General features: G+C 68.7%; 10 protein-coding genes. 3 read left to right on the top strand and 7 right to left on the bottom strand.

What is annotated here, in order from left to right; all coding sequences use genetic code 11:
- Window positions 1–25: 25 nt before the first annotated feature.
- Window positions 26–1,711 carry a DUF6119 family protein gene (locus AB0O01_RS00050; RefSeq protein ID WP_365309251.1) on the top strand — a complete coding sequence of 562 codons (1,686 nt, stop codon included), beginning with the start codon at window positions 26–28 and terminating at the stop codon, window positions 1,709–1,711.
- A 340-nt stretch (window positions 1,712–2,051) separates the two neighbouring features.
- Here the strand turns inward: AB0O01_RS00050 and AB0O01_RS00045 are convergent, their stop codons facing one another.
- Window positions 2,052–4,484: a UvrD-helicase domain-containing protein gene (locus tag AB0O01_RS00045; RefSeq protein WP_365309249.1), complete on the bottom strand. Its 2,433-nt coding sequence runs from the start codon at window positions 4,482–4,484 to the stop codon at window positions 2,052–2,054.
- Between the two features lie 358 nt (window positions 4,485–4,842).
- Here AB0O01_RS00045 and AB0O01_RS00040 point away from each other — a divergent pair, with 358 nt between their 5' ends.
- Window positions 4,843–6,171, top strand: coding sequence for a hypothetical protein (locus tag AB0O01_RS00040; protein WP_365309247.1), 1,329 nt, complete (start codon window positions 4,843–4,845; stop codon window positions 6,169–6,171).
- Between the two features lie 1,209 nt (window positions 6,172–7,380).
- On the opposite strand, the gene AB0O01_RS00035 is transcribed toward AB0O01_RS00040, so the two are convergent.
- Window positions 7,381–8,364: a hypothetical protein gene (locus tag AB0O01_RS00035; protein WP_365309245.1), complete on the bottom strand. Its 984-nt coding sequence runs from the start codon at window positions 8,362–8,364 to the stop codon at window positions 7,381–7,383.
- 313 nt (window positions 8,365–8,677) lie between these two features.
- Entirely contained in the window at window positions 8,678–8,803 is a 126-nt protein-coding gene (locus AB0O01_RS00030; protein WP_365309243.1) for a hypothetical protein, read from the bottom strand.
- Between the two features lie 606 nt (window positions 8,804–9,409).
- Here AB0O01_RS00030 and AB0O01_RS00025 point away from each other — a divergent pair.
- A complete protein-coding gene (locus AB0O01_RS00025) occupies window positions 9,410–13,261 on the top strand; it encodes a DUF4365 domain-containing protein (RefSeq protein ID WP_365309241.1) in 3,852 nt (1,283 codons plus the stop codon).
- Between the two features lie 134 nt (window positions 13,262–13,395).
- Here the strand turns inward: AB0O01_RS00025 and AB0O01_RS00020 are convergent, their stop codons facing one another.
- The 4 genes from AB0O01_RS00020 to AB0O01_RS00005 form a co-directional block, all read right to left on the bottom strand.
- Window positions 13,396–14,055 (bottom strand): hypothetical protein, encoded by a 660-nt coding sequence (locus AB0O01_RS00020; protein WP_365309238.1) that lies wholly within the window; start codon window positions 14,053–14,055, stop codon window positions 13,396–13,398.
- A 134-nt stretch (window positions 14,056–14,189) separates the two neighbouring features.
- Complete coding sequence (locus tag AB0O01_RS00015; protein WP_365309236.1) at window positions 14,190–14,351, bottom strand: hypothetical protein; 162 nt, start codon at window positions 14,349–14,351, stop codon at window positions 14,190–14,192.
- 3,857 nt (window positions 14,352–18,208) lie between these two features.
- A complete protein-coding gene (locus tag AB0O01_RS00010; protein WP_365309235.1) occupies window positions 18,209–19,222 on the bottom strand; it encodes a hypothetical protein in 1,014 nt (337 codons plus the stop codon).
- Between the two features lie 70 nt (window positions 19,223–19,292).
- Complete coding sequence (locus tag AB0O01_RS00005; RefSeq protein ID WP_365309234.1) at window positions 19,293–19,616, bottom strand: hypothetical protein; 324 nt, start codon at window positions 19,614–19,616, stop codon at window positions 19,293–19,295.
- Window positions 19,617–21,278 lie beyond the last annotated feature (1,662 nt).

The raw sequence follows: 21,278 nt of genomic DNA, 5'->3' as shown, positions 1-21,278 counted from the left end.
TGCTTCGCGTATGGGGGAGGCCGCCGTGAGCAGTACCCGCACATCCCGATCCGTCGTCCGTAAGTCAACCCTCCACCGGCTCAAGCCCCCCGAGGGCACTGTCCCGGAACTCCGCTCGTTCGTCCGCGAGAGATACCTCGACAGCGAGGGTTACCAGGCAAGGGAGTTCACCCAGCAGGGGATGGAGGGCCTGCTGATCACCGGCGGTGTTCCCCGCGAGCGCGCCGACTGGTGCGCCGCGGTGGAATCCATCACCGGACTGGACGTCAACGAGCGTAGTCGTGCCGCGGCGGGGCTCGTCCTCATGCGCACCGCCCGTGGTACCTACGCGCTGAGTTACGGGGTGGGGCAGCACATGCTGGATCCCTACTTCCGTGACGACGAGTTCGGGCTGGAGTTCGCTACCCGCTGTCTCGATGACGACGGGGTTATCAAGATCCGCAACCAGATCATGGACGGCAGAGGCCGCGTAGACGAGTACTCGGTGTCACGGGGAGAGCGGATCGACGACTTCGGCCTGGACCGCTTCGGCGCCGTCGTCCGCCGCATCTGCGGGACTGCCAGCGGGCTGTCACTGACCTCCCTGGAGACCGGCCGAACCAAGCAGGTCCGCGTCGAATGCTCACAGGCCACCATCAAGCTCCCCCTGGCCACCACCGTGGAGCAGTTCCTGACAGACCTTCAGGCGATCGAGGACGTATGCGCCAAACCCGATCCGCTGCCGCAGCTGCGTTTCGTCAGCAGGGTCCACACCCTCGACAACCGTAGCCACAAGGCCGTGGAGGCCCAGGCGATCCTGGAAACACACCTCGCCGACCCGGACAGTCCCCGTCTGACCATCGGGGTTCCCGATTCATGCCAGGAAAGCTACAGCTCCGCCCAGGCGTTCAGGGCCCGACGCGGCACCCGCACGATCGAGACAAGCGATCTCGAACTGCGCCATCTGCTGCAGTTCGTGCAGGACAAGCCTGAAGGGGAACGACTCAGGGCCCTCAGCGACGTACGGGTCACCATGTTCAGCGACGACGACTACCAGACACCGGCCGACGTCACCACCAACGGGAAGGAGTGGCTCATCGCCGACATCACCGTGGGCACAGACCGCCTCTTCTACGGCAACGGCAAGTGGTTCGAGGTCGGTGCCGGCTTCGTCGAGACCCTGGAAGAAGAACTCACCGCCCTGTTCACCCAGCCACAGACGGTCACCCTGCCTCCATGGCCCAAGGGCACACCCAACTCCAAAGGCCACGACTCCCACGACGAGGACTGGTTCAACCATCAGGCAGCGGAGCCCGACGGCTATCTCCTGTTCGACAAAAAGGACATCGTCACGGAGAAATTCAGGGGCGGCGGACTGGAGATCTGCGACGTCCTCGGCCCCGAGAACCAGCTGATCTGCATCAAGAAGGCGCCCGCCAGCACCGCCCCCCTCAACCACCTCTTCGCCCAGGGCGTGGTCGCCGTTGAGACGCTGCGCAGCGACAGCGACGTACGGGCCAAATTCCTTGAACAGGTAGCCGCGCACACGCCCGACCATCGCCTGCTCGACGACTTCGGCACCCTCCGGGTGGTCTTCGGGATCCTCCTCAAAGACGGCCTGGACATCCGCGTCGACTCACTCTTCGCCTTCGCCCAGGTCTCACTGCTCCAAGCAGTCAGACGGCTGCGTGCGATGAACGCGGAGGTCGAAATCGTCGCCATCCGCCGCTGAACCAAGGGCAGCCGCAGCGGTTCGAATGCCCGCCCCCGGTCAACCGGGGGCGGGGCGTCGTCGCAGTACTTTTGCTCGTCGTCGATATGGATCTCCCGTACGCCGGGACCGGCGGGGAGCGGAGGAACGTCGGCCGGTGACGCTGGCGGTCCGGCCCGTGCCATCAGGGCATCAGCCAGGGACCCCTTACCGGCTTCGGTTGCCCGAAAAGCGTTGCTGCTGGCGGCGCTATACCAACCCGCGTGAAGCGTTCACCTCGAAGCTGCTGCTCTATGCCCTCCCCTCCCGACTGGTGGCCGGACGGGAAGAAGCCCGTGATGCGTTGCGGACCTGGACGACATCACCGGCTGCGTACCGTCACGGTGTCCTGGGCCCGCGCCGTACGCTGTGCCTGGCGAAGGTGACCGCGCAGCAGCGCTCGCAGCTCGGGCAGGGGAAGCCTGGCCCCCAGGGCGTCGAGGAACTCCTGGACCGTCCACGAGATCAGGGCGCCGTGCCGGGACAGGTAGAGGCCGACCCGGTCGATGGCGTACGCGTCGTCGTAGTCGAGCAGCAGGTAGCCGGCGAGCTGGTGTACCGCGGAGCGGTGCAGGGTGCGGGCGCGGGTGGTGGCCTTGCAGTCGATCAGCATGCCGCCGGTGATGAAGTCGGCGTCGGCCCCGCCGAGGTCGCGGCTGCCGGCGAACACCGGCCCGCACACCCGCTGCCGCTTCGGCAGTTGCCTCAGCGGGGCGAAAGGCTGCTCGGCGAGGTTCATCTGTTCGGCGATGTCTTCCAGTACGTACATCGGGACCGATGCGGTGAGCTGGGCCAGGGTGGTGCGTTCATCGGCTTGGGCGAGCAGGTTCCGGCGGCGGGAGAAAACACCGGTGCGGTAGACGGCCTCGTAGAAGCCGGCCACGTGACACAGCCGGGTCAGGTCTTGCTCGTCCAGCGGGGACGTGCCCGTCAGGTGGGCGTCGATCCGGGCGAGCAGTTGGATGCCCGCCCCGTACAGGGCGGTGCGGGTCTGGGCCGTCGGGGCGCCGGCCAGCGGGAGCGCGCTGCCCAGCAGTCGGACACCGGTGGTCACCGCGTCTCCCGGGCCGTGGCCGAGGCTGATCCGCAGCCGGTAGTCGATGGTGTGGCCCAGGGCCGCGTAGTCGGGGCGGCGCTCGTCCATCGGCTGTACCGCGGGCCCCAGCTCCTGCGCCCAGTGCAGGTACGTGCTGACGAGCCGGTCCATCCGGGGCAGATGCCGTGCCAGGAACAGGGACATCGGCGAGCGCGGGTATTCCAGCTGGCCGGTCAGGGGCAGCGCGGCCAGGGGCACACCGTCCGCTGTCTTTGTCACCGACCCGCGCGAGGCCTGCCGGATCTGTGCTTCGGCCCACTGGATTCCCGTGGTGTCCAGCACCTGGCGTGCCCGCGTCACCGCCACGTAGATCAGCCGTGCCTCCGCCGGGTGCACGCCGCGGGCACTTGATGCGTCCGTCTCCGGGGTGAATCCGTCGCCGATCCGCACGCGCTGCCACTCGCGTCCCTTGGCCTTGTGAACGGTGGAGACCACCACCCGTGCCCGGTCCTCGTCGACCATCTGCTGCACGGCCGCGATGATCTGCTGCGGCCCGTACGCGTCGACGAGTTCCACGATCGCCTTCAGGTCGGCGGCCGCGGAGTCCTGCTCGGCATACTCCTGTACTTCACCCCAGGACGAGAACAAGAACAGCTCGTGATGGGAGGTCCGCCGGCCTGCCTGCAGATCGATCGCCGCCTCAGCGATCTTCAGCAGAGGCTTGCCGCCTCCGGCCAGCGCCACCGGCACACCCTGGTCGAGGAAACGCAGCACCTCGGCGAGAGCGTCCGCGTTGCCCCGGCACAGCACCGCATCGGGGACCTCTACCCGTCCCAGCCCGGATGCCTCGCCGGCGTGTCCGGTCAGCTGCATCGTCGACGAGGCGGCCCGCAGCCATCGGTTCGCCACCTCAGCGATCGCCGGTCCGAACCGGAATGACTGCGTCAACTCCAGCCTCAGGCCCGGGAAACCGCTCATGATGTCCTTGGCGTGCCGCCACTCGTAGATCTGCTGCGCGGGATCTCCGACACACACCCGTTGCGCGTCCTGCGCCAGAAAGATCTCCTCCAGGACCGGGTTGGTGTCTTGCGCCTCGTCCAGCAGGATGAAGTCCGCCCGCAGCCTCGGCCGCGTCAGCGCCCACATCTTCAGGTAGTGGTCGTGTTGGAACGGCAGGTTTCCCGCGGGGGAGCAGATGTCCTCCCACGCCCACCGTGCCCGCTTCAGCAGTACCTCCGCCAGATACTGCGCGCCCTGCTCGTCCAGCCCGTTCACCGGCCCCAGGTGCCGGGCCGCCACCTGCTCATCCGTGCTGTAGCAAAACCGCCGGACCATCTCCATCACGAGCCGGGCCAGCGTCGTCGGCTTCAGCCGCCGCTTGTCCACCGCCAGTTCCCGGTCCAGCCCAAGCAACTGTGCCGTGCGCTTGAGCGGCATATGGCGAGAGGCGTCGAGACGATCCTGGAACCGGCGGCCCACCGCGCGATGCGCCAGCGAATGCGACGTACGGCATTCCACGTTCGCCCCGAACCGGCCCTTGGCCTCCTCCGCGATCGGTTTGTTGAAGGCCACGTACAGGCCCCTTTGCCGCGTCGCCGAGCCCATCATCACCAGCGTGGACGTCTTGCCCGTTCCGGCACCTGCCACCAGGGCCACGTCCTGGCCCGCGGCGAACGCCTCCCGGGCCGCCTCCTGTTCAGCCGTCGCCGTCAAGGCCACGCCGCACGTCCCTTCCACCCGCCCCGCGAGTCACATTTCCGCTTTCGGCCCTGGCTCCGGCCGAGCGCGACCAGCCTGACAGCGCCCACTGACACCGGGCCCTCTCCTCTCGTACAGGTGCGCGGAATCTCGAAAAAACGGCCGAATGCGATGCGGTGGCCCGTCCGTCCCGCCGTGCACGATTCGGTGCCGGAGCGGCCGCACGGAGAGAAAGGGGATTCCGGATGATGCCCCTGCGCAGCAGGCCGGCTTGATGCCGACGTCGACGACCGCTACGCGGCCACCGCCCGCACCCGAAGGGCGAAAGAAACCCGATGACGCACCCGATTGTCAGTGGCGGGCACTAGCCTGCGCAGTCATGAGTCGTCCCGCTTCTGACCTGCCCGGTGACCCCGCTGGCCTACGGTTGCTTTACACCCACGGACACCCCGCCGTCCCGTACGAGGATGAAGACACCCTCGAGCAGTGGCGCGTGTCCATCCACGCCTTCCACGAGGAGGACGAGGAATGCGAGGGTGGTTGCACGGAGGCCTGCGACGCGCTCATCGAAGACGGCAGCGAGGTCGGCTACCTGAGACTGTGGCGGCTGCGGGACGATACCGGGGCCAACCGCCTGCTGGTCGCGGACGGCCAGTCCGGTGACCTGGAGAGCATCGCAGCCAGGGTTTTCGACGGCGCAGAGTACTCGGACGCTTTCCAGGAGATCATCGAGTGCCCGGTGGGTGACCTGCTCATCCTGGACCGGGTGTTCTTGTCCAAGCCCTGGCGCGGATTCGGCCTGGGACCGGTATTCGCCGCAGAAGCGGTCCGCCGGCTGTCGGGAGGCTGCTGCGCGGTGGCGGCCGAGCCCGGCATAGCCGAATGGCCCGAGAACGAAGACGAGGTGACCGACGCCTACCGGGCCACGGCGAAGGCGAAGATCGCCGCCCTGTGGGAATCGATCGGATTCCACGCCTTCCAGGACGGCGTGCAACTGCTGGACACCAGCATGCAGGAGCCCCTCGACCTGCACGAAGAGCGCAGGAAGGACCTGGAACACCTTTCCGCTGCTTTCCGGGCCCATCGCGACGGCCGCCCCGCCCCGCCCGCGCGTCAGCACCGGGCCGTTCACATCCTCCTGCCGTCTCCCGCGCCGGAACCGGCACAGGCGGTAGACGGCACCGATGATCTGATGCCGCTGGCGGCCGCGGCGAGCATGCCCGACCTCCAGCAACGCTGCACCACGTCCGGGTGGAGCCGCAGCGACCGCACAACCGCGATGGACGCCGCCCAACAGGCCACCCACACCACAGATCTGCGTGAACTCGCGGCCCAGGTCAAAGACGTCCACTTCGGCCTGCGCGACGCCTGGGCCGCCGCGCTCACCTTCCCCGCCCGCTGCTTCACCCTGCGTCCTTTCCGACAGGACCGCGCACTGCTCGGCCCGCTGGCCGACGTGTGGGTGTACGGCTCCAACCTCAACGGCCGCTACCAGGGCCGCTCCCACGCCGTGGGCGATGACTGCCAGCACTCGCGTCCCCTGAACCAGCGCACACAGCGGATGACACTTGCCGAACTGGTCGACCTGGACAGCTTCTGGAGCCATAGCGGGCCCGGCTGCTCCTTCTGCCACGGCTGGTCAGGACAACGTCTGACACCCCTTCAGTACGCTCACTACCTCAGCGTTCTCGCCGGCGGCCGCCGATAGACGAGGCCGGGCACGAACGTCCCGCCCACGCCCGGCTTCGGAGGAGAGCGGCTGCCCCGAGGCCACGTGGCAGCAGATCGTGGAAGCAAGCCCGGCCCCGGTCAAGTCATGATCAATAGGTCGCCCGATGGGATGTTCCGGGCCACCGCTCCGCGTTACCGCCTGGCGAGACCCGTTGGGGGCCATTGCACACGCCGTACACCCCGGCGGCGTGTGCAACAGCCCGTGACGGAGCGGTGTATGACCCAGTGCAGTTGGCTCAAGCAGGGATTCCTCATCGACGGCGAATGGGACGGTGTCGGTCTCGACGCCCGGCTCCGCCACTTCAAAGCGGGCATCGGAGCCGGGTGCAGCACCCTGGGTGACGCCGCCCTCCCCGTCCACCGCCGTCATCCGGGCCGCCGCCGGGGGACGCGCCCTCCCCGAGGCCGACTGGCCTCCCTCCGCCGTCTCTACCCACACCACCGCCCGGGGATCCTCCAGCTGTCCCCGCGCCCCCAGAGCCAGTTCCCCGCGCCGCTCGCTCAACGACGCCTGGAAGGCGGCCACTTCCTGCATCCGACGGCGCATTGGGCACAGACCCTGCCCGCCGCGTACCACGAGGGGGAGGTCACACCAGGCACCGCACCCCTCGCACACGTGCGTCTCGTGCGTGCGCCGGCCCGCCGCCACCTCCAGCTGCCGGGCGGACGCGGCAGTCGGCCCACTGGCCTCCGCCTGGTACAGCCCCACCTCCCCCGGCGGCGCCCACGGCGGTAGGTGCGCACGTGGGCCCCCGCCCGCCCGACCGGCTCCCTGAGAAGATCAGCCTTCAGGAGCTGAGTCCTCGACGCGGCCCCGGCACACCGACCACACGGCGGACCCCGCGGCCGGCTGCCCCAAAGGATCGCCGCGGACACGCCGTCGGCCCGCCAGGGCACCGCCCGCGCACGCCGACCGGACGCCGCCGGGTCACCGGCCCGCCCTGACACTGCACAGGGTCACACCAGAAAGAAAGAAGAAAATGCCATTCGAGAATCACCGTCCGCAGAAATGCGGGAATACCTGCGACTCGATATCAGGTAAATAAGAACCGCCTTCTTCTTGAGCGGCGGCCGAATTCGCCCGCCGTGCCTCTCGCCTCCAGCAGCACGTTCTGTGCGCCTGCTCCGGAAGGCAGAGCTCGCAGGATGTGCCGGCGGCCAGTGCGGTGTCCGCGAGAGGCGTCGGTCAGTTCCGGTAGGCGTCGTCGATGACTCCGGCGTTGATCAGGGCCGTGCGCAGTGCGATGCGTTCAGGTGTGTCCTGTACGGGGGAGCCAGCGTAGAGGGCTGCGGCGTGACGGACGGTGCGGGTGCGCCGGTAGCCGTCGAGGGGTCCGTGGTCGAGGGCTGCGGCGGAGATGAGCTGGGCTGCGGGGGAGTGCGGGCTGCGGGCGGCGCGCTCGGTGGTCTGGTCGGCGTCTTCCAGGTCGGGCTGCTGGGGTGAGGGTGGCGGCGGTGAGCTCCAGCCAGGTGTCCTGGTCGAGGATGTCGACGAAGGCGAAGTGGCCTGTTCCGCGCAGGGCCGCGGCAGGCAGGCGGGCCTCCAGTGCGGCCCGCCACAGGGCAGCAGCCCGTTCGGCCACCTCGCTGCGTGCCGTGGCGGTGTAGGTGGCCAGCCGGGACAGCATCTCGCTGACGGCCTCGGTCCCGCCCGGGCAGCCGGCGAGATGAGCGAGGAACTCCCCTGCAGGGCTGAGGGGTTCGGTGTCGTCCAGCAGCGCGAGGAAGACCTGTCGAGGGCGCCTTCGGCCCCCGGCACACACAGGGCGCGGCACAGGCCGGTGCGTTCCAGCCGGGCCAGCAGCGCAGCATCGGGATGGCCGCCGGTGAGCCAGACGCGTGCGGGGCGCCAGGCGTGGTCCAGGGACAGGAGCGCGTCGGCCTGGTCGGCGGTCCAGGCAGGGGCGCCGCGGTGGAGCTGGGCGAGGCAGAACCCGATGACGGCGAGGACCTGGTCGTCCGGCGCGGCACCCAGGAGTTCCTCCAGCGTCGCCGTCAGCGGTTCGGGCAGCTCCTCCCCGGCCTGTCCCTGTCCCACGTGCTGCAGGCCCCAGGCTGTCAGGGACAGCAGGGCGCTGCCCCCGGGCGCCGTCACGGCCGCGGTCAGCGGCGAAGGGGTGCCCCGACGCGGTGCGCTCCAGCCGGTGACCAGGCCCCGCAGCCACGCCACGGCGTCTGCCTCCACCGCGCCCAACGCCGTCCCCAGTGAAACGGCAATTGACGATCGTGGAAAGTCCTGTGCATTGCGGGGCGGCGGGGAACTGAGCGGGTCGGCGGGATGTCGACGCTGCGCGGAGGGTTGACGAGGCCAGCCCTCTGTTGCGGGAAACTCGGCCGTACGGCGTGCGCCGCTCCCATGCTGGCGGCACAAACTCCCGTGCACTAGGGGGCCTGTGTCCACCTACTACCGCCCGCCATGGTCATCCTGTCTGACTCCGCATACGGAGCGGCGCCGACCATCCGGCACCGGCCGCGCCGTCCCGTCAGCGGATGAGCTTGTGGAAGAAGTACACCGCGGCCGCGAAGGCTCCGCCCCCGGCAAGGCTGGCTGCGGCGAGGGTGCCGTCGTTCAGGACGGTCAGCACGCCGACGGCGTTTGCGGTGAGCACGCCGAACAGGAGGATGAGGGCGGCGCGTTAGACAGTCACTGCTGTCCCGTACGTCGTCCGAACAAGTCGCCAAGGTCGAATCCGGGCCCGGCGCCGCCGACCGGGCCCGCGCCGTTCCCGGCCTGCTGGGCGAGCCTGGTGATGACCTGCTCCCAGCAGGAGGGACAGCCGCACGCTCCCTCCGTCCGGTGTTCCGCATCCGCCCGCACTACTGCCGCCCGCACTTTGTCGGCCAGGGACTCGAAGGCGGTTTTCCACGACTGTGCAGAGGCCCGCTGAGCTGCACTCTCGGCCCGAGCCGAGTTGGCAGCCGACTCGGCGCGCCGTCTCGCCTGGATCATCGGCCAGTTGGGACCCCCGCCGTAGCCATAGGACATTTTCCGCTCCTCACGTCGCTGCTCCTGCGATCAACAACTGCCGTTTGTTTTGAAAGGCATGTGAGCCGAACGGGTTGGAAGGACTGGCCTGTCTTGAACGTCGCCGACGGCCCCCTCCAGCAGAACCAGTCGCCTGCCCCAGAGATGGCGGGAAGGGAATGTCAGTGGCGCCTCCTAGGCTTCAGCAGCACCACCTGTGCTCGTGCCGGGGCAGAAAGAGAATCACAACGTGACGACTGTGCGCCCAACCCACCTCGTCGACCGTGCCGGTGTCCTGAGGACTGGCTTTCTGGTGACATCCCGGCTCGGCTGGCTGTTTCGCGAACAGGAGACCAGCGACGTCGGGATCGACGCGCATTTCGAGGTCGTCGCAGGTGCCAGTATCACGGCCAGGACGACAGGCCGGCCCACCGGACGCCTGCTGGCGGTCCAGATCAAGTCGGGGGAGAGCCAGTTCACCGCGGTCGCAGAAGGAGGCTGGTGGTACCCCTGCGATGCCGCGCACGTGGCCTACTGGCGTCATCACTCCCTGCCCGTCGCTCTGCTGCTGTTCGACCCGAGAACCGAGCGGGTCCACTGGCAGCACGTCACCGCCGACACTCTGGTGCCGACGGGCAAGCATTACAAGGTGTTCGTCCCCGTCGACCAGCAGATCGACCAGGCCAATGCCGAGGCTCTGGGACGCCCCGCCCGCCTCCAGGACGAGGTCGACCCCTTCAGGGAGGCCGTGGACCGTCTTCCGGGCGACACCCGGATCCAGCTGCTGCGCGAACACCAGGCCGGCGCTGCTCATGCCTTTCCCCTGGCGGTGTTTCTCGCGGATGCCGACGATCCCGCCGACGCTGTCGGCCGGCTTCTGAACGCTCCGCCCGACTGGCTTACCGGGCTGGAGGCCGAACGCGAAGAAAGAGCGTGGAGAACTGTCGCCGCCTACGGCAGCTCCCACGAAATCGGTATGCCCGCTGTCAAAGCACTGGAGCGTGCCGCCGCGGTGACCAGCAACGACCGGGGACGCCTGCTCGCCCTGGCCGCGCTCCTGGCCGCCACCCACGCTTCCGAGGACACACCGCGGCTCGCGGATGCCGCCCAGGAGGAAGGCGCTGCCGTGCTGGTTGCGGCAGCCCGGGCCCTCTTCGACGCCGGCGGCCGGCACCCCGCACGCCTCCCGGACACTGTGGAACGAGCACTCGCGGCCGGGGACCCGGCCGCGATCAATGACGTCAACATCCTGCGCTTCACGGCCCACTGCCACTTCGCAGCCGACCGCCGCGAAGAAGGCGAGGACATGCTCGAACGAGCGCTGCGCCTTGATCCCGGCGAACCGGCCGTGCAACTCGAGCTCGCGCACTGCCTGCTGCGCCGCACTGCAGTGGGCGCACCCCGTCAGGTCTTCTTCGACACCGGCCGGGCCGAGCGGCTGGCCCAGGCCGCACGCGCTGAATACCGGCGCTGGCGAGGGCCCAGCGCCCGCGCTGCGGCTGTCCTCCTCGAAGCCCGGCTGATGTCCGGAGACATCACCGCCGCCATCCACACGGCGATCGCCGCACCGGAAGGAGACGCGCACGAACCGGAGACGCACTCGCAGCCCCTCGTAGCCGAAGCCGTACGGCTCGCCTACCAGTCGGGGCGCACCGACCTCGTGCAGACACTCGCCGCCCACCTCACCGGACACGGCGAGAAGCTGCAGCTGGCGGCGTACGCCAGCGAGGCGGACCCCGCCGCCGGCCGCGCCGACCACATCGGCGCCTGGCGGGCCGCAGCAGCGGGCGCCACCACCGACGAGCAAAAGACTGCGGCTGCGTTCGCTCTGACAGGCCACGGCGTCTGGCCGGTGCCCGACCTCGACGAACTCCGCGAACAACGGGCCTTGCCCGAGGCCGTCTACCAGACCCGCCGGGCCGTCGCCGACGCCGTCAACGGCGACAGCGCCGCCGCGATCCGGCGGCTGCGTGAATGGGAGAGCCACAGCCTGGTCGCCGCGATGGCACTCGTCGATCAGTACACCATCCAGGAACGACCAGAGCTTGCCGCCGAAGCCGCCGAACGCGCCGGACAGCGCTTCGGCGACACCCACCTCAGGGTCCTCGCCATCGACCTGTGGGACCGCTGCGGCCACCGGGAGCAGGCCCGTCTCAAAGCCCTGACCCTCCTGGGCCGCCCCTACCTGGCAGCCGGGACACGCAGCCGGCTGCGCCGCGTGATCATCCAGTGGGCCCAGGAACGCGCGGACTGGGACGACATGGAAGAACACGCGCTGGTCGGGCTCGCCGAGGAAACCGGCATCGAGCACATCACCTCCCCGCAAGGAGCGGCCGGATCCGTCCCGGCACAGGCACTGCCCCTCGTCTGGGCGGCGATCCACGCACAGCTCAACGCCCGCAGGCTGGAGACCGCGCGCGACACGCACGCACGCTTCGCCCCGCAGATCCGTAACCCTCATGACGCACGAGCGTGGCTCACTCTGACCGAATGGTCGGGATGGACCGTCGCTCTCGCGCAGGCCGCGATCGACCTCGCCGAACGCCATCGCTTCGAGGACCCCGAACTGACCGGAGCCCTCCTGAACGCAGTCCTCCTCGCCACCGGGGAGCCGTCTGCGGACCCCGACCCCGCCCCACCCGTGCAGACGACCGACGCGCACACGCAGGAGACAGCGCCCACGGCGCTCGCGCTGCCGGATCCGCTCGGCCGAAAAATTCAAGAGCTGCTGGCTCAGACGGCGGAGAGCCGCTCACTCACCACCGTCCACGGCACCCAGAACCTCCTGCAGTACGTCGAACAGACCCATGGCCCCCGCGAACCACTCCTCCAAGCGGCCGCCGACGCCGTACGTGCCGGAGTTCTCACGACCGGGATCCTGGCACGGGCGGCACGGCGCCCCGTCGCCCTCGCCGTGATCCACCGTGCTTCCGGACTCATCCCCGCCTGCACGCTCCACCAGGAACATGTAACCGCCGAGGTCCGGGCTGCTCACCAGGCCCTGAACCGTACCGCGGTGCTCGACCCCACCGCCCTCGCTCTCACCGCACTCCTGCCCGGCCGGTTCGACCAGCTACGGGCCGTCTTCGCCGCCACCCCCGTCCCCCGCGCCGTGTTCGACGACACCGTCATGACCCGCTACGCCCTCGACGGGCTGCTGCGCTCCTCCGGACAACTCGGCGTGCACGAAGGACGCGCCATCTTCACGCGATACTCCGACCAGGACAGGCAACAGCACCACCGCGAGGCGGCCGCGTTCTTCCGGATCATCTCCGTTCTGCAGCCCGTCGAGGTCCCCGACCTCACCGAGATCAGGCACCGGCTCGGCCTGCAGCACGCTTCCGACGACGAAGTCGCCTCCTGGCTGTCGGCCGCTCAGCACGCTCTGAACACCCAGGCCCCTGTGTGGTGTGACGACGCGGCCCTGCGCGGACTGCTCCTCAGAGCAGACGTACCGGCCTTCGGCACGGTCGCTCTCCTGCGTCTTCTCACCGACCACGACGACTACCCCGACTTCACGCACGAGCGCTACCGCCGTGACCTGCGCACGCTGCTCGAGTCCTACGTCGTGGACCTGCCCGTCACCACAGACGAGATCACCGACCTGGCCCAGGCACAGGACTGGGCACCGGCCGCCGCGGCCGCCATGTTCGCCCGGCCCCAGTTCTGGGCGAACGAAGCGCTCAAGGAACGCTGGACACGGATCGCCGAGAAGGTGTGGGAGAACGCCCCCGGCCAGATCGAGGGCTGGCTCCGCCACGCGATCACTGGGGTGACAGCCCTCCTCGCGCCGCAGGAGATGCTCCCCGCCGTCGTAGAACTGACCGCCGAGACCCTGCTCGCGACCGGCATCGGCCCGGAGCCGGCGGAAGCCCTGCAGCCTGCCGCACTCGAAGCTCTCCAGGCACGCAGCAAGGCAGTGGGCCGCCTGCGCGCACTGAACGGACAGCCTGCCGTGCCGCTGCAGTTGCCCACCCGGGGCGAGTTCCAGGACCTGCTTCGCCCTGCGGTGGCACGTCTGCTGACCGGGCAGCAGGGGTTCGCACCGGTCATGGCAGCGGCCATTGCGGAGGCGAGCCTGCCGCACACTCCCTCACCGTGAGCCGCAGTGATCGCAGGCAACGGCCCGTGCCGGACATTGCTGGGGCACCACGGACCGGGGGCGGTACGACTGGGCGGCGGAGGTACGGCTTCCTCGCCGTCGGGGCCACCCGCCGGTCGGCTACGTGGTGCGGATCAGGAGCACGTCCGGTCCCAGGGACAGGGGGTAGGGCTCTCGTCATCAGCCGGTCGGACGTAGACCGTGAGACGGGGGGAGAGCCGGATACCGTCCGCGGCGCGTCGGGCCCGTTTGCGCTCGCGCCGGGTACCGGTCGCCGACCGGGCGGCCCGCAGTGCCGTGCGGACGGACCGCCAGTCGTCGGGTGGCACTGCTAGGGCTGCGATCGCCAGGTCGCTCCAGTGCTGGGGGCGTTCACGGTGGACGAGATCAAGGGCGTAGAGGACCTCCGGAAGAACGCCGGAGGCCGGAGGCGCGGGGGCGGGGTAGCCCGGTGCGGCGACATGCGTGTAGTAGTCGTTGAGCGCTTCGTTGCCAGTGGCGAGGAAAACGATCTCCTGCGGTGCGGGCTGGACGGGTTGAATGCGGTGGTCGAGCCAGGCTGCCAGGGCGTCGGCCTCGACGAACACCTGGGGGCCGCTGGCCTTGGCGATGGCGCCGCGGGTGCAGGCGTAGGCGTAGAACTCGGCCGGGGGACGCAGGATGTCGGCGACCATCACGAGGTCGGCCAACGTGACGAGCCAGGTGCCGTCCGGTGGTTCCGCGTGCCGCTTGCCGCCGTCGGGGAGGTGCGTGGCGAACGGATCCACGCGGTCGAGGTTGACGATCACCGACACGGCAGGCGGAAGGTGGTCCGGCAGGACGAGGCGGAGCTTGTTCCGGTCCCGCAGGCTCCTGGTGCCCCCGCCGAGGTAGCGATGGTCCGAGCGTTCTGTTCCAGGGCCTTGTCGACGAACTCGCGGGTCTTCTTCTACACCCGGCCGGGCGCCGCTCTGCGGGCAGGGGCGGTGAAGCGCTCGCCCTTGGCCTCGACGACGAGGAGCACCCCGGGCATCGCGACGAGAACGTCGATGTCCGGGTTCCCCGGTGCCGGGTAGGTGGCGCCGGCATGGACATAGGCGTCCCCGAACACCGTGGCCAGAGTGCGGCCGGCGTGTTCTTCGCAGACATCCAGGCGCCTTTGTTGAAGCGCTTGAGCAGGTCCGGGTGATCGCCGACGGTGTCCGCGGCCCAGTCCAGTGCCTCGTGCAGAAAGTCACCGGGACGCGTCCACAGACCGCGCGCGGTGTCCAGGCCGACGACCGGACAGCGGCGCAGCGTGTTGGCGTCACCGAGTTCACGTAGTTCCGGCTGGCTGCCCAGCGGCGTCGTCAGCACGGCGACCAGGCGGACCATCTCCTCGTGGGGAACACCCAGCTCCGCGGCCAGCACCCCGGGCAGATCGTCCTCGACGGGCGCGGCTCCGAACAGGGTTATTCCTGCCGTGAGCGCGGCCGCCACCTGTACATGCTGGTCCTTGTCGGGGGACGGGGGCAGGGCGGCGGAGGCGTGCTCGAACGCATCCATGGCTTCGTCCAACTGCGCGGTCCGCCGGGCGTGACAGGCGTCGGCGGCCTCCAGCGCCTGGTGCAGAGCGAAAACCGACCCGTCGCTCTCACGGAGAGACTAGCCACGGCTGCCTGGCGCAGCGCACACCATTTTCCTTGCGTACCGCGCCGCCCGGCGGGCGGCGACAGGCAGCGGAGCCGTGAGCCCCCGGGCCAGACAGGACCGTTCCCTGCAGCGGCACAGTTCTCCCTGCGATGTCCGCGCCCCGAGGCCGGTGCAGTACCGGTGGGGCAGTCGGCCGGTGCTGTCGGTGTCCGCGTGGGCCGGGTGTCCTCCCGGCGCGCCCGCCGTAGTCGCTGGTGGGCCGCCTACGGAGAATCGTGTAGCAGGTCACACCGGAAATTACCGTGCTCCAAGTGATCCAGCCCTCCACGCACAGGAGATCTAGTGATTGCAATCGTGAATCAAGTTTTGTTTTTTGAGAGATTCGGGACCTTAGCGGCGAGCTGGCACTGATGAGGTGCAGGACTGAGGGGTATGCCGCCCGTAGTCCTTCTGCGCCGACCGAGCGTGTGTTGCTGTCTGTACGAGCCGGCTGCATCGGATGCTTCGGCTCGTGGTGTGGGGCCAGTCAGGAGATGCCGTTGCCTGAGGGAAGCGACAGACAGGGCGTGGGCGCCTGGCCGGTGCGGAGGCCGCGGGAAGCGCCTGCTGGTTCCGGCTCGTCCCCATTGCGGGCACTCCATCAGCGGTGTACCTGCTGCAGGCAGGGCCTGGGCAACTGGGCGTAGAGGCCGGCGCCGACCCAAGCCGCTGCCAGGCGGGGGCACGTGGCCTCGTGCAGGCTTCCGGCACTGGCATGGCCTGCTGTGACCTTGACCGCAGCGTGAGTGCAGCCAGGGCTGTGGAGCAGGCCTGCCAACTAGGGCAGCGTGACCTGGCTGCTGCTCAGGTCTGAAAGGGCGGCATGCCGGCGCCTGGCGGCCGCCGGAGAGCCCGTTCTTTTGCACTGTCTCGTCTTCCGGCGTAGTCCTGGCGCCGATCGCACAGCAAAGGCAAGGTGGGAGCACTCCCGCGCGGAAGGCGCCAACGCGTGACTCAATGCAGCAATGACTGGCGTCGTGACCTGAATGAACAACCGCGGACAACGCAGTGTCTGGGCAGGTCAGGGCCTCCCGTTCTTCAGATGCGTCTCGCGACGTCTCGCGGGCTTCTGGTTCTTTGGGGTTTTCCCCCAAACTCGGGAACACGAAGCGAGTCGCGTATGGTCGCTTCAGGCACGGTCGTAGGCTCCTGCAGAGGAACCCACCTGTGCCCGGCTGTTCGTCATTCTTCATCTGTTGGTCCAGACGGGGTGACGGAAGCATTGCGTGGGTGCTGGTTGCAGCCTCACCTGCGCCTCTGAGTGTGTGGCGGGGCCTGTCTGCCCGGCCCCGCCCACACACCACTGCCGGAAGGGGCTGCCCGGCTCGCCAGACGGCACGGAAACCTGATGCGGGCAGCGTTCGAGCGGAAGCAATGGGCCAGCCTCCTTTGAGGGAACGTGCCCTGTAGCTGAGTTGGAGGCATCGGCGGGCCTCACTTGACGGCCTCTCAGAGGGGCTGCCCTGGTCGGAGGTGTCAGGCTGTTGCGACAGCGGTCCCCAACCCAGCCGGGTCAGTGACCGCCAATGATGTTCTGAACGGCCGCACTGCGGTCCTGTCCGGTCAAAGGGATGGCCGGAGCACGGGCGAGGCGGCATTTCTCCGCGCACGCAGCGCCTGTATGGGGCCTGTTGGGCATCCTGTGTGATCTCATCCATCTGGCCAGTGGATGGCGAAGCCGTACGGAGAGCGCTCGGGTTCTCAGCGAGTCAGCGCCCCGAGGCTGGCTGGAGAGGCTCAAGAGCCGCAGGGACCGGTGTCACGGGTGCCTGAAGCCTTCCCGGGACCCCTGGCGCAGGCTTCCTGGTGCAACAGATCGAGGACGGGACGCTGGAGCGCGCCCTGGCGACTCTTTTGCGCTGGGCGGATGGACTGCGGGCGGCGGTGGGCGTGACAGTGCACTGGTCGTTTGAACACGGCCGTGCACAGCTGACTGCCGGCGGGGCCTTGGCTCAGTGCGCATTGGGCAGTCCAGATTGACGGGCACGTGCCGTGCAGCCGGTCGTCCGGGCAGGAGCGAGTCGCCAGCCAGAGCACCTGGACGTCGCACCGCGACGGTCCACAGGCGGCGCGGACGTCTCCAAGGAGTTCGGCGCCGGCCGGAGTGGGCCGCTGCGGCACGGACCGGGTCTTTGGCAGAGCCCAAGGGGTGTTGTGCAGGCCTGTTCTTTGTCTCCCGATCCCGGGGGTGCCAGGGACGCGGTACATTGCGCACCACCTCCACGATCAGGTATTTACTATTGAAAATGATTACTCGGTTTCTTTGAATTGAAAGAGAGAGCGAAGACGGTTATTAGAATTTTCAGTTATTGCCTCCGGGGAGCTTGATCACGTTCCCCGGAGTGGTCGCCGGTACGGCGCCTTCGGCACGATGACGGAAACCATGACCGATTCCAATATCGCGGAGCCGGATTTTCATGGTCGGTCGACTTCTGATCTTCCGGCACGCGAACTAAAGCCGGATCCGGTCGGTGTTGAATTCCTCTCCCGGAGCGGAAAACGCCCGCCCCAAAGACTGGTGCAGCCGGCTTCGCGACGAGACGTCCGTGTCATGGTGCCGATCGCGGACTGAGCTGTGTCACGGACGGGAGACTCGCTGTCTGTGCGGCCTCAGTAGGACGGACCATCAGGCACAGGATCGCGTCGGTAAGGTGAGTGGCCAAAGCCGGGCAGAGGGCCGCAGCGGGAGGCCGTCGAGCTTGTGCGTCGGCGGACTCCGCAATGCCCTCGGCCGCGTCGAGGCCACCCCGCTGGTACCGGGGGTGGTGTCCGTGACGAAGCCGTGGGAGTCGTCGGTATCTCGTCCGTTCCGGCGCTGGCGTTGTTCACGGGGTCCGGGAGAACTCCTCGCTCCCGCCGTACGGGACTCGGACGGCGGCTCCGGCGAGTTGGACATGGCCCCGTCGTGGGCATCAGCACAGGGCCTTGTGCGGCATGGCGGTATCGACCGTCCTCGACGTGGAGGTCCGAGACGTTGACACAGGTGCACGCTGCGCGCGGGACACGAGGCTGAGGAGGCGACGGTGTGGTCCTGGCCGCGGTCGCGGTGGGCCAGCGTGGTGCGCGACCGTCCGGTCCCGCCTCCAGGAAGACGGAGACGGCGGTGCTGCGACGGGAGCGGCGACACAGCCCGGGGTGCATGTCTGTACTTCACCGAGCCGACCGGGACAGCGGCCCGCCCGACGGGGTATTCCGCTCCCGGCACAGGCTTGCGTCCCCAGGTCCCACCGGGAAGCAGAAGAGGGCGGGTACGAGGCTGGCGACCACCTCGTACCCGCCCCGCAGGAGAAGGACCGGTCATCCCGCCCAGGGCTCGGCGATCCCGCTTTCCCGGCAGAACTTGCCCCACTCCCGCTGTTCCTCGGGCGTGGGGGACCGTACGAGCGTCTGGGCCAGCACGGTGAGCTCCCTCCTGGTCCGGGGGCTCGCCCCGATGGCCGCCTCGCTGGCCCGGGTGAGCATGTGGGCGGGCAGGAACTTGCCGGCGAACAGGCGGTCGACGTACGGCATGTCGAGCCTGGCGCGCGTGGCGAACTCCTTGATAGTCACGTCCTCCTCGGTCAGCGCCCGTTCGAGGACGAGCGCGAAGCGCCTGCGGGCGGGGGAGGAGACGACGTCCTCGACCTGCTCGCCAGCAGGCTCCATCAGGCGGGACCTGCGCAGGGAGCGGGGCATCCAGCCGGTGCGGACATCCCGTGCGGGGCCGAAGCCGGCGAAGGTACGCGCCCACCCATGCTGCTGGCGCACGGGCACGCCGCAGCCGGCCAGTACCGCAGCCAGGTGCTCGAAGGTCATGACGCGATTCCCGGCCAGGACGGCACCGAGGGTGGCGTGACTGTAGGGGACACCAATGCGCTCGGTGGCCTGCGACAAGTCGCGCAGCGACAGACCCGTGTACTTGCGCAGCGCGGTCAGGGCGAGGAGGAACTGCGCCTCGGTCTCCAGGCCCGGCACCACGGCCTGGCCCTGGGTGTGCTCCCAGTAGCCGAACGCCCGGGCCTGCAGCGCGGCCGCGTCGGCGGGGGCCTGCTCCTCCTGCAGCGCGGACACCTTGTTCCACAGACGACGCGCGCCCGTGAGGTTGCCTCTGCAGGCGCGGACCCAGCCTTCCACGGTCCGCCACGAGACGCGGGGATCGCCGTTGTGCGCCTTGGACAGCGAGCCTTCCGAGACCCCGGACATCTGCGAGATCTTCTTCAGGGTCATGGACTCGGCGGTCGTGCTGGCCTCGGACTGCGCGGCACGCAGGAACCGGGCGAGCGTGATCACGGGATCGTCCCGCTGAGGCAGCGGGTCGGGGGTACGGGCCATCACCGGTCTCCTTCCTGTCCGGCCCGAAGGCCGGGGCCCGTCAAGGGCCCCGGCTGAAGGGATCCAGACGTCAGGAAGCCAGCGAGGCCCGGACGTGGTTGGCAAGCAGGACGACCAGCAGGACGCCCGCGACGGTCGCCTCGGTCGACATGCCCAGCACCATGCACGTGACGATGACCCCCGCGACGATCGCCGTGATCGCCACGGACTGCCAGGACACCGTGTTCACCGTGCCGTTGGCCGCAGCGCGCACCGTGCCCGCCGCGGGCGGAGGCAGGACGACGCCATGGACGACCAGCGGTGCGGCCCCGGACACCGGCACGGAAACCGCCGGTATGGTCGGCTCGCAGGGCTGCAGGGTGCCGTCGACGACGATGAACGGGCCCGTCAGCACGGCCGGCGAGGCCGAGAATGTCGAGCCCGCAGGGACACCGGGAACGTCCTGCCCGGGAGTGCAGGGGACCAGACGGCCGTCCACAAGAAAGAACGGCCCGGCCCCGGCGGAAGACGAGCTCGAGGGCTCGTTAGAGGGGATCACTGCTCTGTACCTCACTGTTCGAACGTAAAAGTTCAGATGCGGTCGAACGGTGACGCCGATCGCAACGGCGCCACCGTCAGAGGTTCCTGAACTCCTTTCACCTGATGGTCCAGACAGGGATTTGGATCGTGCTGTGAGCACCTCGCCCCTCACTCGCGGCGGTTGCAGCCGACGCTGTCGAGGTGCGAGAGGTCCTCGATACCAAACATTACCTACGAGCTAACACTCCCGGAGGCCATGAACCACTTCTGAAGATCATTCAGAGGCCCCTACAACCAAGCCAGTTGGACATCCTCCCTGGTCAAGCAACAGCCGACACCGTGCTCAACATCGGTACGGCGCCGAGCACCGAGCACCAGGAACGGCCCACGAAAGACCTCCCAGTCCACGACGCGCTCGTCGACGTAACCCGACGACACCTCAACGGACCGGCCCCTTCCCGACCTCCCCGGCACCATCACCCGCACACCGAGGAGCACCCCCGACGACCCGGCGGTCCCGTCCCCCACCACCGCCAGCCACACGAGCCGTGAACTGCGACAACACACCCCGAACAAAGCAACGCTCAGCACGAAGCCCACACCTCGACCAGCCCCCGACCCAGCAGAAACACCCCATCACCAGCCCCCGACACCACTCAGAACACCGGAAACCCCGCGCCGCCCCGAACTGCGCCTGCACCCCGAACAGCAGGAAGAGCAGCACGTTGCCAACGCACCCCAAGACCGACACCGCCGAGTGCAAGCCCATCGACACCAAGACCATGAAGGAGACGACCAAGCGCACGGCCTCCACCATCACCACCGAGGAGACGACCGGCAACAAGACCGACGACATCACCAAGAAGAAGACGCCCACCTCCATGCAGACGCCCTCCCCCGCACCAGTGTGGCCACCACCCACCTACCTGGAGGCGCCAGCCTCCAACCCACAGCAAGAAGCCGGCCCCCAAGAAGACCGCACACGATGGCGGCCCCGGACGCCTTCGTCGACGACACCGCGCAGCCCCTCGCACCGCACGCCGAACCCGGCGATCACGGATCCCCCTCCAGGAGAGGAAGCCACCCGCATAACCACCCAAGCGCCGATAGGCGCGCCAGCCCCTCCCCCCTAGGCCCGCAACACCCACGAACCACACCCGACATGACGCCGCACCACATCCAGCAAACAACCAAGGACCGCGCCAGCGGCCCGACATAACACCGCCAAGCTAACCCCAAGACAAAGGAAACTACCGGAGCGCACCAGCGCTCCGAAAATCCACACAACTAAAACTCAATAAAAGGCCGCGAAAGCGGCCCAGCAAAAACCAAACAACAATTTTGCCGCCAGGCAAAATAAATAAACCCAAAGCCTCCACTCACAAACCCAGAATTTGCCGCCAGGCAAATTCACGCGCCAAACCAAGGGCCGCGCCAGCGGCCCGGCATAAACCACAGAGAATTCGCCGCCAGGCGAATTCCGGGGCGAGGAATTCCGCCAGGAATTCCCAAAGGGGCTTTATGCCCCTCCGCCCCC

The sequence above is a fragment of the Streptomyces sp. NPDC093252 genome (assembly GCF_040683675.1).
In the GTDB taxonomy this organism is placed as follows: Bacteria; Actinomycetota; Actinomycetes; order Streptomycetales; family Streptomycetaceae; genus Streptomyces.
The sequence above is the reverse complement of the archived record's forward strand: the minus strand, read 5'-3'. Positions and strand labels throughout refer to the sequence as shown.

Bases quoted from the DNA above. Each gene is read 5' to 3' on its own strand.
- AB0O01_RS00040 (WP_365309247.1), top strand. From the start codon at position 4,843: ATGAGTCGTCCCGCTTCTGACCTGCCCGGTGACCCCGCTGGCCTACGG.
- AB0O01_RS00010 (WP_365309235.1), bottom strand. From the start codon at position 19,222: ATGGCCCGTACCCCCGACCCGCTGCCTCAGCGGGACGATCCCGTGATC.